The sequence below is a fragment of the Pseudomonas sp. PGPPP1 genome, from assembly GCF_002255865.1.
Classification (GTDB): Bacteria; Pseudomonadota; Gammaproteobacteria; order Pseudomonadales; family Pseudomonadaceae; genus Aquipseudomonas; species Aquipseudomonas cremoris.
The window spans coordinates 296,090-312,507 of sequence record NZ_NKIG01000002.1; the positions used below are offsets into that span (position 1 = coordinate 296,090).

The 16,418-nt window shown below is 64.7% G+C and carries 2 protein-coding genes; both read right to left on the bottom strand.

Features of this window, described 5'->3' with window-relative positions:
• Positions 1–7: 7 nt before the first annotated feature.
• Positions 8–8,554, bottom strand: a complete 8,547-nt coding sequence (locus tag CFE47_RS05905) for an amino acid adenylation domain-containing protein (protein WP_502695446.1) — start codon at positions 8,552–8,554, stop codon at positions 8–10.
• A 13-nt stretch (positions 8,555–8,567) separates the two neighbouring features.
• The gene (locus tag CFE47_RS05910; RefSeq protein ID WP_286835905.1) at positions 8,568–16,418 is read right to left on the bottom strand and encodes a non-ribosomal peptide synthetase; all 7,851 of its coding nucleotides are present in this window, start codon (positions 16,416–16,418) and stop codon (positions 8,568–8,570) included.

The window sequence follows — 16,418 nt, forward strand, 5'->3', positions numbered from 1 at the left end:
CGTGGGCTCAACCCGCGACAGGGCTGAGTGACGATACGTGTTGCTGCAACTGCGCCAGCAACGCCGGGTGCTTGACGATGGCGTAGTGGTCCGCGCCGATGCGCTCGCTCGACGCCACCGTCAGGCAGGCTTCGAACGCGCGCACCGAAGCGTGGGGTAAATCGGCACGCCACCAGCACAACGCCTGGCTGTGGGTCGCCGGCAACGACGATTGGCGACGGGACAAGGCCTTGAGCCGCAGCCCGACCTGGAACGCCCGCGCCGATTCTTCGCTGCCAAAGGTGGCGGTGCCTTGCGCACCCTGCGCCAGGGCGGCAAACAGGTCTGTGAGTGTCGCCAAGTCGGGCTCGGCCTGCGGCAAACGTTCTGCAAGAAACGCTGCATCGGCGTCCACGCCCAGGGTCTGGCGCAAGAACGCCGGCATGCCTTCACGCCAATCGCCATCTTCCAGCAACGGCTGCGGTGCCGGAATGAAGCTGTCCACCAGGCCCAGCAACGAAACGCGCTGCCCCTGTTTTTCCAGCTCACTGGCCACCAGCACCGCCAGGGTGCCCCCCAACGACCAGCCCAACAGCCGATACGGCCCGTGGGGCTGTTTCTGGCGGATGTACTGGGCGTAATCAATCGCCATGGAAGCCAGGGAATCGTCTTCCCAGTGACGGTCGAGCAACATCCGGCATTGCAGACCGTACACGCTGCACTGGCCCTCCAGTTGCCGGGCCAGCGGTTCGTAATCGAACACCGTGCCAAACCCGGCATGCAGGCAGAACAACGGCGCGGCCCCGGTAACGCTGGTATTGAGCAACAGCAGCGGGTCCAGGTCAGCCTCTTGCCCGGCATCGAACCCGGAAAGCTGGGCGATGGTCGGCTTGGCCAACATGTCGCGCAGTTTCAATTCAAACCCGGGGATCGCCTGGCTGCGGACCTTGCTCAACACCTTGAGGGTGCGCAGCGAGTCGCCCCCAAGCTCGAAGAAGTTGTCGGTCACGCCCACCGTTTCAAGCTCCAGCACGTCCTGCCAGATCGCCGCCAACTGCTGTTCAAGCGTGTTACGCGGCGCCACGTATTGCTGGCCCTTGAAGTCCGGGTCTGGCAACGCCTGGCGATCCACTTTGCCGCTGGGGTTCAACGGCAACGCCTGCAACACCAGCAACTGCGCGGGCACCATGTAGTCCGGAAGCTGACGGTGCAGCGCCTGGCGCAACTGTTCGGCCAGACCGGCCTGGGCGTCTGCCACGACGTAACCGATCAACTGCTTGCCGGACGTACAGTCACGCGCCACCATCACGGCGTCACGCACGTCTGGCAGGGTGCGCAGGCGCGCCTCGATTTCCCCCAACTCGATACGGAAACCGCGAATTTTCACTTGGTGATCCAACCGGCCGAGGTAATCGAAGACCCCATCGGCACGCCGCCGCACCAGGTCGCCGGAGCGATACAGGCGCCCGCCCGCTTCAAACGGGCTGGCCACAAAGCGTTCGGCGGTCAGCCCCGGGCGCTGGTGATAGCCCCGCGCCAGCCCTTCCCCACCGATGTACAGCTCGCCTGCCACACCGTCGGGCAACGGGTTCAATTGATCGTCCAACACGTACAGGGAGCGGTTGCCAACCTGTACACCAATCGGCGCATACGCGGCCTGGCACAGTTGGTCGGCGTCGGCAGTCCACAACAACGGGGTGACCACGGTTTCCGTCGGGCCGTAGCCGTTGGTGATCCAGGTCGGGCGCAAGGTGCGCTTGACCTGTTCGAAGGTTTCGTGGGCCACCGCATCGCCACCGAAGCAGTACACACGTACGGCGGGCGGCGTGTCCTGGCCCTCGGCGTAGTCAGCTAATTGCTTGAGATAAGCCGGCGGGAAACAGGCGATGTTGATCGCCTGCTCGTGCAACACCTGCCAGGTTTCTTCTGCCGTCCACAAGCTGTCGTCGCGCAGGACCAGGCAGCCACCGGCCAACAAGGTGGTGAGCCAACGTTCCTGGGCACCGTCGAAGGCGAACGACATAAATAGCAATTCGCGGGTGGTCGTATCCATGGCGTAGCGCTGGGCAATCGCCTGGCAATGCATGCTCAACGGGCCCCGCGCCACCGCCACGCCTTTTGGCTTGCCAGTGGAGCCGGAGGTGTAGATCAGATAGGCCAGGTGGTCGGGGTCCATCGGCAACGCCAGGCCGGTATCGGCGTAACGGCTCAAGTCGAGCGTGTCGATATCCAGCACCTGCACCTGCCCGCCCACCGGCAGGCGTTCACGCAGTGCGGCCCGCGTGATCAGCACCGCCATGTTGGAGTCTTCGACGATCCATTGCAGACGCTCCTTCGGGTAGTCGATATCCATCGGCACATACACGCCGCCCGCTTTGTGCACCGCGTAGAGCGTGACGATCATGTCCACCGAGCGATTCAACGCCACGCCGACGCGCACTTCCGGGCCTACGCCTTGCTCGCGCAGCCGATGAGCCATGCGGTTCGCGCGTTGTTCCAGTGCCAGGTAGCTCAATTGCTGGTCGCCACACACCACCGCCGGTGCCTCGGGCTGACGCTGCACATGGGCCTCGATACGCTCCAGCAACGACGCAGCCGTCGCCTGCGGTGCAGGCAGCACATTGTTGCGGCGCAACTGTTCACGCTGCGGCGCGGTGAGCATGCACAACTGGCCGACCATGCTGTCGTTCGCGTCCAGCATGGCCAACAGCAGCGCCTCGAAACTGCCGCGAATACGCTGCACCGATTCGTCACTGAAGCGGTTACGCAGGTAGAGGAATTCGATCACCAGTGACTCAGTCAGGTTGACCGCCAGGTCCATCGCGTAGTTGGTGACATCGCGGCCCGTGGCGGCGCCGAACTTCAGCGCGCCTTGTTCCATTGCCTGCAGGCGGTCATCCACCGGGTAGTTCTCAAACACAATGATGCTGTCAAACATCGCCCGGCCACTTTGCCCGGCCCAACGCTGGATATCCGCCAGGGACGCGTGCTCGTAATCGCGCGCATCCAGGTTGAACGCCTGCAACTGAGCCAGCCATTCGGTGAGCAACTGCTGGGGCTGGGGCGTCTGCACGATGGGCAGGGTGTTGATGAACAGCCCAAGGATTTCATCGGCCTGGGGCAGGCTCGCGGGGCGCCCGGCGACGGTGGCGCCGAAGCACACCGTGGCCTGCCCGGTGTAGCGCTGCAACAGCAGCAACCAGGCGGCCTGGATCAAGGTGTTGGGGGTCACGCGCCAGAGTTGCGCACGCTCGCGCAGGCGGCGGGTCTGGGTTGGGTTCCAGTCCAGGTAAATCGCCTCATGCCCGCCGGGCTGCTCGGTGGGACGCGGGTACACGTTGCCGGCCAGCTCGGTGGGCCCGGTAACGCCTTGCAGTTGAGTACGCCAGAAGCTTTCCAACGCCGCCGAACCCTGGCGTTGCAGCCAGGCGATGTAATCCTGGTAGCGGCTTTGCCGGGTCGCAGCCTGGCCGTTGTACGCCTGGAACACCTCGCCCAATAGGCGCGAGCTGCTCCAGCCGTCCATCAGGATGTGGTGACGGGTCCAGATCAGGTGGCAGCGGGACTCGTCCAGCCACACCAGGGTCACACGCATCAGCGGCGCCTGGAGCATGTCGAAACCTTGGCGACAATCGGCGCTGATCAACTCGGCCAGGTCATCCGGGCCCACCTCACGCTGGCGCCAGTCCACGATGTGGACCGCCGAGGCGGCTTGGCGGCTGACGACCTGCAGCGGCTCCGCCAGCTCGCTGGCGGTCCAGAAACCGGTGCGCAGGATGTCGTGGCACTGCTGCACCTGGTCCCAGGCCGCAGCGAAACGCTCGACATCCAGCCCCTGCACCGGCACGCAGGTCTGGTTGATATACAGGTCGCCCTCGCCGGCTTCCAGGCTGTGGTACAGCATGCCCTGTTGCATCGGCGACAACGGGTACATGTCCAGCACATTTCGGGCCGGCAGCGGCAGGCCGTCGAGTTGCGCCTGGGTGACACGGGCCAGGGGGAAATCAGCAGGCGTCAGGCCCACCACGTCAGGCGTCAGGCAGTGCTCGACCAGCGCTTGCAACTCCTGACCATAGTCATCGGCCAACGCCTGGATCACCGCGCTGTCGAACATCGCGCCACTGAAGGTCCAGCCCACATTCAACACGCCGCCGTACACCTGGCCGTTAAGGCTCAACAGATTGCCCAGCGGCGCTTCGCTGTCGCGTTCACTGCCCGCCGCCTCGCTGGACGGCACGAACAGCGCGCCCTGCGCTTGGTCGAAACTGGCATCGAATTGGCCCAGGTAGTTGAACGTCACACACGGCAATGCCTGGCTGCGCAGGCGTTGCTGGTCGGCATCCGTGCCCAGGTAACGCAAGGCGCCAAAGCCCAGGCCCTTGTTGGGCACGGTGCGCAGCTCTTCCTTGATCGCCTTGATGCTCTGCGCCAGGGTGGCGCCCGGCGTGAGGCTGACGGGGTATTTGTGGGTGTACCAGCCGACGGTACGGGTCAGGTCCAGCTCGTCGAACAGGTCTTCGCGACCGTGGCCTTCCAGCATCAGCCCCAGGCTGGCGCGCCCGGTCCAACGGCAGATCACCCGACTCAAGGCCGCCAGCAGCAACTCGTTGATGTGGGTACGGTAGGCCGCTGGCGCTTGCTGCAACAGTTGTCGGGTCAGCACCGGGTCGAGGCGCGTGGTGACGGTGATCGCTTCGCGCATCAGCGCGGCCGGTACGTCGCGGCGCCCTGGTAAATCACTGTGCATCGGCTGCAAACGGGCTTGCCAGTACTCGACTTCCTGGCTCAGCCCACCTTCGCTTGCCAGCGCGTGCAGGCGTTCGCTCCACGCCTTGAACGGGCTGGTCTTGGCCGGCAGCCGCAGCGGCTGACCGCTGTGCAACTGCTCGTAGGCCAACTGCAAGTCTTCAAACAGGATGCGCCACGACACGCCATCCACCACCAGGTGATGCACCGCGAGCAGCAAGCGTTGCCCACCCTCGGGCAAGGTCAGTAATACACCGCGCAGCAAGGGGCCGTTGCGTAGGTCCAGGCTGCACTGGACACGCTGGTAGATCGCCAGGCATTCGGCTTCGGTGTCGGCCGATTCACACCACAGCAACCCTTCGGGCGATTGCAGTGCTCGATGCTCGGCGCGCCAGCCCTGGGCGTCCTGGTGAAAACCCAGGCGCAGCGCATCATGATGGTTGACCAGCGCCTGCAGCGCCTGCTCCAACAGCGCGGCCTGCAACGGCCGCTGCGGCGCCAGCAACACCGACTGGTTCCAGTGATGACGTGCCGGAATCGGCGCCTCAAAAAACATCTGCTGGATCGGCAGCAAGCGCAGCGGGCCACTGACCGGACCTTGGTCGATGAGGATCGCGGTATCGCCAGTCTGTGCCACGCGGGCCAGGCTTTGCACCGTCTGGTGCTCGAACAGGTCCCGTGGAGTGAAGCGAATGCCCGCCTGGCGGGCACGGCTCACCACTTGGATCGAGATGATCGAATCGCCGCCCAGTTCGAAGAAGTTGTCCTGCGCGCCAATCTGCTCGCGCTTGAGCACGTCTTGCCAGACCTGGGCAATCCGCTGCGCCAGCTCGCCCTGCGGGGCCTGGTAGCGGTCGGCGGAGTCGAGGCAGACCGGCGCCGGCAGTGCCCGGCGGTCGAGCTTGCCGTTGGCGGTCAGCGGCAGTTGCGCGAGCACCTGCATATGGGCTGGCACCATGTAGGCCGGCAAGCGCTCGCGCAATTGCGCCAGCAAGCCAGTCACCGGCTCGTCGGAGACCACGTATGCCCACAATTGCGCGCCGCTGTCAGCCATGCCGACCACTACCGCTGCGTCACTGACCCGTGCCAGGCCGCGCAGGCAGGCGGCAACTTCCCCGGGCTCAACCCGATACCCACGGATCTTGACCTGATCATCGATACGCCCCTGGTACTCGAAAGCCCCCTCGTGCACCCGAACCTGGTCGCCACTGCGGTACAGCCGTGCGCCGTCGCGGGAGAACGGGTCCGGCACGAAGCGTTCCGCCGTGAGCGCCGGCTGTGCCAAATAGCCCGCCGCCAAGCCTGTGCCACCGATGTAGAGCTGGCCACTGCCGCCATTACCCACCCCTTGCAGGCTGGCGTCGAGCACATGGACACACGTGTTGGCCAGCGGCGTGCCCAGCGGCACTGTGTCGCCGGTCAAAGGCACCGGTGCCGCCAACACGCCAACGGTGGATTCAGTCGGGCCGTAGTGGTTCATCAGCACGCAATCGGGCGCCAGTTGGCGCACGCGATCGCGCAGGCTCGGCGAGCAAGCCTCGCCGCCCAGGATCAGTACCTTGCGCGGCAGCACGGCCGCAGGATGATCAGCACTGAGCAGTGCTGTGAGGTGCGACGGCACGATCTTCAACACATCCACCGCGTGAGTGGTCATGTACGCCGCCATGGCATTGGCGTCCATTGCCAATTGCGTGCCGATCAGGTGCAAGGTGCGCCCCGAGCACAACGCGCCAAACAACACGGTGTGCCCCAGGTCGGCGGCCACCGTGGAGATCATCGCCATGCGCGTGCCACTGTCGGCCGGCAAGCGCTGCAGCAGCGCCTGCACATAGTTGGCCAGCGCGCCGTGGCTGACCATCACGCCTTTGGCGGTACCGGTGGAGCCTGAGGTGTAGATCACATACGCAGTCTGCTCCGGCAGTGGCGCCTGTGCTCGCACAACGGGCAGCGCCTGGGCGGAGCGCTGGTTGACGTCGACCACCGTGAACGCGGCCCCTAGCTGGGCCAGAGGCGAGTCGGCCAGCACCACCTGCACATCGCTGTTGCGCAGCAGATCATGCATGCGCTGAGGCGCGGTGTCCGCTGCCAACGGCAGGTACGCCGCCCCGGCCTTGAACACGCCGAGGATCGCCACCACCAACGCCACCGAACGCTCCACTACCACGCCGACCCGTTCATGGGGGCGTACACCGGCCAGGCGCAAGCGCGCGGCCAGCTCTTCAGCCGCCTGTTCCAGCTCACGGTACGTCAAGGCACCCTGCTCATCGACGACTGCGAGCGCGTCGGGGGCTTTGTCCACTTGAGCGGCGAACAGCGCCAACACGTCCTGCTCGGCGAACGCCACGGGCTCGCCCACGCCCCACTCGCGTACCTGAAGCTGATCGTCGGCATCCAGCGCCGGCAGTGCTTCGATACGTTGTCGTGGGTTCTGCGCGACGGCCGCCAGCAGGCGCTGCCACTGGCCGGCCAAGGTGTCGATCAGCGCGGCGTCGAACAGCTCACGGCTGTAGATGATGTTGGCATCGATGCCTGTCGCGTGTTCGAAGGTATTGAGGGTGAGGTCGAACTTGGCGCTGCGCACCTCGGTCGCCAGGTTCTCGACACGCAACCCGCCGTCCAGCGCTCGCGCCTGGCTTGGCGCGTCATGCTGGTGGTTGAACATCACCTGGAACAACGGCGAATGGCTGAGGCTGCGTTCCGGCTGCAGCGCGTCCACCAGTTGCTCGAACGGCAGGTCCTGGAAGGTTTGCGCCTTGAGGGCCGTGTCGCGCATCTGGGCGAGCAACTGGCTGAAGGTGTCTTCGCCGCGCACCTGCGCCTTGAGCACTTGGGTGTTGACGAAAAAGCCGATCAGCCCTTCGGTTTCTGCGCGGGTACGGTTGGCCACAGGCACGCCCACGCGTACATCCGAGAGACCACTGAGGCGGTGCAGCAAGGCCTGGAAACTGGCCAGCAGCAACACAAACAGGGTCACGCCCTCTGCGGCGGCCAGGGCCTTGAGCTGTTCGGTCAGCGCCGGGCTCAAGCGGATCCGCGCCTGCCCACCGTCGTGACTGCGTGGCCCCACTGGCATGCGCTGACCAGGGAGGCGCAGCGGCTGCGGCGTATCCCCCAGGTGCCCAAGCCAATAAGCCAGTTGGCGGTCGCGCTCGCCATTGTCCATCCACTGACGTTGCCAGGCGGCGTAGTCGGCGTACTGGATGGGCAACGCCTTGGGTTGCGGCACCTGCCCACGACTGAACGCCCCATAGGCCGACAGCACCTCATCGACCATCACGCCCATCGACCAGGCGTCAGAGACGATGTGGTGCTGGGTCACCACCAGCACGTAATCGTCCTCTGCCACTTGCAACAGCGTGGCGCGCACCAAAGGCCCGGTTGCCAGGTCAAAAGGTTGCGCCATTTGTGCTTCGACAACGCGGCCGAGTGCCTCGGGAGACGCGTCGGGCAGCGCTTGCACCGTCAGCGATAACGCGGACGGTGGCTGAATCTGCGGGCTCACCCGGCCATCTTCGGCCTCGACGAACACCGTGCGCAGGCTCTCATGCCGGGCCACCAGCGCGTCGAAGCTGCGCTGTAAGGCCGGCACATCCAGCGAGCCACGCAAGCGAATCGCCAAGGGAATGGTGTACGCACAACTGTGGGGGTCCATTTTCCACAGGAACCACTGGCGTTGCTGAGCGTAGGACAGCAGGAGCGGCTCGTCCTTATCGCGCTGAAACACCGGGGCAATCCCATACAGGTTGATCCCCTTCTGCTTCAGCAGGACGGCCAACGCTTTCCTTTCCGGCACGGAAAGCGCACCTACAGACTCTATTAACTTTTGCACGCCAGCTACCTCGTCAGGAAATCAGTTTCTCAAGCTCTTCAGCAGATAGACGTTTGAGAGCCCCCAACGATTTAGTCAGCTCATCCTCCAGGCTTTGGTGCCCCGATTGCAGGGCGCGTACTTGTTCGCAAAAGGCTTCCAGGTTCGGGGTCTCGAACAGCAACTTGAGCGGCACTTCCACCCCTTGCTGCTGGCGCAGGCGCATCACCACTTGAGTCGCCATCAACGAGTGACCACCCAACTGGAAGAAGTTATCGGCCAAGCCGACCTGCGTGACACCCAGCACCGTTTGCCATACCTCGGCAACCGCCTGCTCATGTTCATCCCGAGGCGCCTGGAAAGCGCCGCGAGACAAGGCGAGATCCGGCGCTGGCAACAGCTTGCGGTCGAGTTTGCCGTTGGCGCTGAGTGGCATCTGCGCCAACACCACCAGATGCGCCGGCACCATGAACTCCGGCAAATGGCTGCGCAACGCCGCCCGAACCTCATCGAGCACCAACGCACCGTCGCCCACCAGGTAACCCACCAGCATCTGCTGGGCACCGGTGCCCGTCGCGACCACCACGGCTTCGCGCACCTGGGGAAGCTCCACCAGGCGCGCCTCGATTTCACCGAGTTCAATGCGCAAGCCACGGATTTTGACTTGATGGTCGATACGCCCGGCGTATTCGATTTCACCCGCCTGGCCAAACCGCGCCAGGTCGCCGGTGCGGTACATGCGCTGGCCCGCCACGAACGGGTCGACCACGAAGCGTTCGGCGGTCAACGCCGGGCGCTGGTGATACCCCCGCGCCAGCCCTTCGCCCGCCAGGTACAACTCGCCCACCACGCCCACCGGCAACGGTTGCAGGTTGGCGTCCAGCACGTAAGTGCGCAAGTTGGCGATCGGGCGGCCGATGGGCACGCTATGACGGTCGTCGTCGCGGCAGGTCCAGTGCGTTACATCGATCGCCGCTTCGGTAGGGCCGTAGAGGTTGTACAAGCCGGCGCCCGGCAAGTGCTTGAAGACCTGCTGCGCCGCTTCCGCCGGCAACGCTTCGCCACTGCAGACAATGCGGGTCAATGAGCGACACGCCTGTACGTTCGGGTCCTGCAGGAACACCTGCAGCATCGACGGCACAAAGTGCAAGGTGCTGATCTGCTCGCGGGTGATCACTTCGATCAACTGCGTGGGGTCGCGGTGCACACCCGGCGCGGCCATGACCAGACGGGCACCGGTCAGCAACGGCCAGAAAAACTCCCACACCGACACGTCGAAACTGAACGGGGTCTTTTGCAGCACGCTGTCCGCCGCCGTCAGGCCATAGGCCTCTTGCATCCAGCACAAGCGGTTGGTCAGCGCGCTGTGACGGTTGCCCGCCCCTTTGGGCTGGCCGGTGGAACCGGAGGTGTAGATCACGTAGGCCAGGTGCTCGCCTTCCACCGCCACGCCAGGGTTATGCTCGGCGGCGCCGGCCAGTGACAACTGGTCGAGCGACAGCCGTTGCACGCCGGCCACCTGCGGTAGCGCGTCGGTCAAAGCCGAATGGCTCAACAGCCAGCGAATGCCGCTGTCGGCTTGCATATAGGCCAGGCGTTCGGTGGGGTAATCCGGGTCCAACGGCACATACGCACCGCCCGCCTTGAGCACCGCCAGCAGGCCGACCACCATCTCTACCGAACGCTCCAGCGCAATGCCCACCAGCACATCCGGCCCTACGCCCAAGCCGATCAAGTGATGGGCCAGTCTGTTTGCACGACCGTTCAACTCGCGATAGCTCAGGTGCTGCGTGCCAGCCGTCAGCGCCACCGCGTCGGGGCTGCGCAGCACCTGCGCTTCGATCAGTTGCTGCACGCTGGACTGCAATGGGTACAGGGTTTGCGTGGCGTTCCACTGATCCAGTTGCTGGGTATATTCCTGCGGGCCCAGCAACTCCAGCTCCCCTACACAGCGCTCACTGGAACCGCTGCTGATAGCACCGATCAAGCGCAGCAGTTGCTCGGCCAAGGCCTGGATGGCGCTCCCATCGAACTCGGCTTCGGCGTACTTGAAGGTCAGCGTCAATTGCGCCCCCGCGTCCACCAGCAAAGTCAGCGGGAAGCTGGTCTGCTCGTGGCCCAGCACCTCACCAAACTGCAAGCCGGCAGGCGCACCGGCCGCCAGGGCTTCGGACACCGGGTAGTTTTCGAACACCAGCAAGTTGTCGAACAGCGCTTCGCCGCTGCGACCGGCCCATCGCTGGATCTCATACAGCGGCGTATGTTCCTGTTCGCGCAGGCTCAGGTTGAGCGCTTGCAGGTCCTGCAACCACTCGCCCAACGGCTGGTTGGCCTGGGGCTGGCTGATGACCGGCAAGGTGTTGATGAACAGGCCAATCTGCCCTTCGATGCCGCGCAACTCTGCTGGGCGCCCCGACACGGTGGCGCCAAACGCCACGGCCTGTTGGCCGGTGTAGCGTTGCAGCAGCAATGCCCAGGCTGCCTGGACCAGGGTGTTGAAGGTAATTTTCTGCTGGCGGGCAAAATGGCTCAGCCCTTGAGTGGCAGCCTGATCCAGCGTTCTGCGGTGCTCACCGCGCCCGCTGGTGCCCTCGCGTTGTGCGTGACGCGGGATCGCCGCTGCCAGCAACGTCGGCCCGGACAACGCAGCCGTCTGCTGCTTCCAAAAGGCTTCGCTGGCGTGCATGTCGCGGTCTTGCAGCCAGGCAATGTAATCGCGATAACGACCGGTGTTGGCGGGCGTGAACGTCCCCGCGTAACGCTGCAAGACTTCCCCCAGCAACTGCGCATTGCTCCAGCCATCCATCAGGATATGGTGGCTGGTGTAGATCAAGTGATAACGACTATCGGCTGTGCGCAGCAACGCCAGGCGCAGCAGCGGCGCACTGTCGAGGGCAAACCCGGCCGCCTTTTCCTCTTCGGCAAACCGGGCGAGCCGGTCCGCCTGATCGGTGGCACCGCGCACGTCGTGGGCGCTGAACGGCAGCACCACCTCATCGAACACCACCTGCACCGGTGTGCCTTGGTCGCCTTGCCAGTAGAAACCGCTGCGCAGTACATCATGGGCCTGCAACGTGGCTTGCCAGGCGCTACGGAATGCGTCGACATCCAGGCCGTCGATGTCCACCCGCAACTGGTTGATGTAGGCGCCGGAGTCAGCCTCGAGCAAGCCATGGAACAACATGCCCTGCTGCATCGGCGACAGCGGGTAAAGGTCGCTGACGTGACGCGGCTCCAGCGGCAACTGGTCGAGTTGCGCCTGGTCCAGGCCGCTCAGGGGAAAGTCTGACGGCGTGAAGCTGCTGTGTTCCGGCTGGCTGCAATGCTCGATCAACTCCAGCAGTTGCGCGGTAAACGCGTCGGCCAGTTGCTGCACGGTGTCGGCGGCGAACATTTCGCGGCTGAACGTCCACTCCAGGCTCCATTCGCCGCCGTACACTTGGCCATTGATACTCAGCCAGTTGCCCAGCGGGGCGTCGTCACCCTGCTCGGCGCCGGCACTTTCCCTGGCCGGGGCGAACAAGGCAGCGTCGTCGTCAAAACTGCCGTCGAACTGCCCCAGGTAGTTGAAGGTGATACGTGGCACCGGCAAGCGTGCCAGTGCCGTCTGTTGCTCAGGCGCGCCGAGGTAGCGGAGGATGCCGAAGTCCAAGCCTTTGTTGGGGATGGCCCGCAGTTGCTCCTTGATCGACTTGATCGATGTGCCCAGTGCCGCGTGGGGCGTCAACCGCGCCGGGAACGCGCTGGTGAACCAGCCGACCGTGCGGGTCAGGTCGATGTCGGTAAACAGCTCCTCGCGACCGTGACCCTCCAGTTGTACCCATGCGTGCGGCGCGCCGGTCCAATGGCAAATTACCCGCGCCAGGGCCGTGAGCAGCAAGTCATTGACCTGGGTGCGGTAGGTGGCGGGAGCCTGCTGCAACAAGCGGCTGGTGTGCTCGCGATCCAGTCGGGTGCTGACGCTGGCAGCGTGCTGCTTGAGCAGGCTGGCCTCGGGATGCTCACAGGGCAAATCTGCGTTATCACGGCTTGGCAGGTTCATCCAGTAGGTGGCTGCGGCCTCGCCCTCTGTACTCAGGTGATACGTGCCCAGGCGTTCGGCCCAGGCCTTGAGCGAGCTGGTCTTGGCCGGCAACGCGGCGCTGCCCTGGCGATAAGCGGCTTGCAGGTCTTCAAACAGAATCCGCCACGACACGCCGTCCACCACCAGGTGATGCACCACCAGCAGCAGCCGCTGGGAGCCGTCCGCCCTGTCGAACAGCACACCACGCACCAACGGGCCCTGTTCGATATCCAGGCTACGCTGGGCCCTTTCACAGGCCTCGAGCAATGCCGCGTCGTCACTCACCGACGCGTGCCAGAGCAACGTCGGGCCGCTGTGGGGGGCACGGTGCTGGGCATGCCAGCCTTGTGCGCCCTCGGCAAAACTCAAGCGCAGCGCGTCGTGGTGATTGACCAACGCAACCAGCGCCTGCTCCAACGCGGCGGCTTCCAGGTGCTGGCGCGGCTGCAACAGTACCGACTGGTTCCAGTGATGACGGTTGGCGACGGCAGACTGGAAAAACATCTGCTGGATCGGCAACAACGCCAACTCACCGCCGACCGGCCCTTGGTCGACCCGCGCCGCAGCCGCGCCCTGCCGCGCAACACTGGCCAGGCCTTGGACGGTCTGGTGTTGGAACAACTCCTTGGGGGTAAAGTCGATGCCCGCCTGGCGTGCCCGGCTCACCACCTGAATCGAGATGATCGAGTCACCCCCCAACTCAAAGAAGTTGTCCTGACGCCCGACCTGCTCGCGCTTGAGCACGTCTTGCCAGATCTGCGCGATGCGTTGCTCCAGCTCGCCCTGCGGCGCGCTGAAAGCCGCGCCTGCGTGCACGGCATCGGGCAATGGCAAGGCCTTGCGATCCAGTTTGCCGTTGGGCATCAACGGCAACGCCGACAGCAGCATGATCTGGCTCGGCACCATGTAGGCCGGCAACACCTCGGCGAGCTGCGCCTTGATACGCTCGGGCAAACCGCTGGTGCCGGTGCCATGGGCGACCACATAGGCCATCAATTGCGTGCCCTGTGCCACCTCCTGGGCCAATACCACAGCCTCACGAACGGCCTCTAGCTCGCCGAGACGCGCCTCGATTTCGCCCAACTCGATACGCAGGCCACGCAATTTGAGTTGGTGATCGAGCCGACCGATGTAGTCCAACACTCCCTCGGCGCGGTAGCGCACGCTGTCGCCGCTGCGGTACAGGCGCGAGCCCTGGCTGTCGAACGGGTTGGGGACAAAGCGCTCAGCCGTCAGGGCAGCGCGATTGAAGTAACCACGCGCCAGGCAGTCGCCGGCAATGTACAGCTCACCCGCACCACCCACCGGGCACACCGCCAAGCCGTCATTGAGCACATAGGTGCGCACGTTATCCAGTGGCCGACCAATCGCGACGATGTCCTGCGCCGCCTGTGGCGTGGCCACGAAGCTGCAGCTGTCGATGGTGGCTTCGGTGGGGCCGTATAGGTTGATCAGCGTGCCTTGCCATACCGCGTCCAGCTGCGTGACCAGGCTGGCCTTGAGCGCCTCGCCGCCGGCCAACACGTAGTTGAGCGAACGCAATTGGGCCGCGTCCGCCTGCGGCAGAACCCCTTGCAGCAACGAGGGCGCCAATTGCAGCACGCTGATCTGCTGTGCGGCCACCAGCGGCCAGAGGCTGGCCCAGTCCTGGCTCAGGCTCGGCGGCGCCATGACCAATTGCGCATCGCCCATCAATGGCAACCAGAACTCCCATACCGACGCATCAAAGCTGAACGCGGTTTTCTGCAACACGCGATCGGTGGCCGTCAGCGGCAGTTGCCCGCGCATCCATTGCATGTGGTTGCCCAAGGCGCGATGGCGAATCGCAACGCCCTTGGGTTGCCCGGTGGAGCCGGAGGTGTAGATCACATACGCCAGGTGCTCCGGGTCCAGGGCCACGGCTGGCACACCGGGATCAATCGCCGGTGGCGTGCCGGACTCGTCCAGCAGTTGCAGCTGCACACCCGTCAATTCGGGCAGCGCCGTTACCACCGGCGTGTGGCTGAGCAGCAAGCGGATGCCACTGTCGGCAATCATGTAGGCCAGCCGCTGCTGGGGGTAATCCGGGTCCAGCGGCACGTAGGCGCCCCCCGCGCGGTGCACCGCCAACAGGGCCACGACCATTTCCACGCTGCGCTCGAAGGCCACGCCCACCAGCACGTCCGGGCCCACGCCTTGCTCGATCAACTGGGCTGCGAGGCGGTTGGCGCGCGCGTTCAACTCGGCGCAATCCAGGCTTCGCTCGCCGACGTGCAGCGCCGGCGCCTTAGGGTCTCGGCGAGCGACCCACTGGTGAACGAACACCTCGGCGGGAGGCGCAACCTGGGTCTGGTTCCACTGTGTGAGCATGCGCTGTTCTTCATCACGGCCCAGTAGCGGCAGGTCGTCGATGCGCACGTGCGGGGAAGTGCTGAAGGCCTCCAGCAGGTTACGCCAATGCGCCGCCATCGCCTCGACGGTGGCGGCGTCGAACAGGTCCACGGCGTAGGTCATCGAGGCCCACAGGCGCTGGTCATCTTCAAAGGTGTCCAGGTTCAGGTCGAATGGTGCGGCATGGTTGTCCCAGGTCAGGGCTTCGACCCGCAAACCGGTACCCGCGCCTTGGTCGGCTTGCGCCGGACCTTGTACCTGGTGGTTGAACATCACCTGGAACAGCGGGTTGTGGCTCAGGCTGCGCTCGGGCTGCAAGGCTTCTACCAACTGTTCGTAGGGCAGGTCCTGGTAGGCCTGGGCCTGCATTGCCGTGTGCTTGACCTGTTGCAACAGCTCACTCACGGTATGGGCGCCATTGACCTCGGTCTTGAGCACCTGGGTGTTGACGAAAAAGCCGATCAGCCGCTCGCACTCGGCACGGTTGCGGCTGGCCACAGGCACGCCGACACGGATATCGGACTGCCCGCTGTAGCGGTACAGCAACACCTGGAATGAGGCGAGCAGCAGCATGAACAGCGTCACCCCTTCGCGCCTGCTGGCGTGCTTGAGGGCGTCGGCCAAGGCCGCGTCGATAGCGATGTCGCAGCGCTGGCCGCGGTGGCTGCTGATGGCCGGGCGCGGGCGGTCATGCGGCAATTGCAACAGGGTTTGCTCGCCGCCCAGTTGCTCGGTCCAATACGCCAGTTGCCGCTCGCGCTCGCCGGCTTCCATCCAGCAGCGTTGCCAGATCGCATAGTCGGCATATTGGATAGGCAATGCAGGCAGGCTCACAGGGCGCCCTTGGCTGTAGCCCTGATACAGCTCGATCAGTTCGCGCACCATGATTTGCATCGACCAACCATCGGACACGATGTGGTGTTGGGCAATGACCAGCACCTGCTCCTCGGGCGCCAGGTGCAACAACCGAACCCGCAGCAACGGGCCGTTCAACAAGTCGAACGGCTGCTGTAGCGTGGCATCGATGAACGCCTTGATCTGCACCGGGCCGCCATTGGCAACCGTATGCTGCTCGATCACCAGCGGCTGGGCCGGCTGTACCACTTGCGCAGCCTCGCCATCCAGGGTTTCGAACACCGTGCGCAGCGCTTCGTGGCGCACCACCAGTTCGCTCAGCGCACGCTCCAGCGCTGCGATATCCAGGGCGCCCCGCAGATGCAGCGCGGCAGGAATATGGTAGGCGCTGCTATCGGGTTCCAACTGCCATAAAAACCACTGGCGCTGCTGGGCATACGACAACGGCACGCGGGCCTCGTCATGCCGGCTGACCGGTATGGGCAACTGCGCCAGGGTGATGCCTTTGCTACCGAGTTTTTCCAGGAACAGCCGACGCTGGGCCGCTGGCAACTTGATGAATCGCTGAACCAGCGAGGTGTTGTCCAATGCCGCCAT

Bases quoted from the DNA above. Each gene is read 5' to 3' on its own strand.
- CFE47_RS05910 (WP_286835905.1), bottom strand. From the start codon at position 16,418: ATGGCGGCATTGGACAACACCTCGCTGGTTCAGCGATTCATCAAGTTG.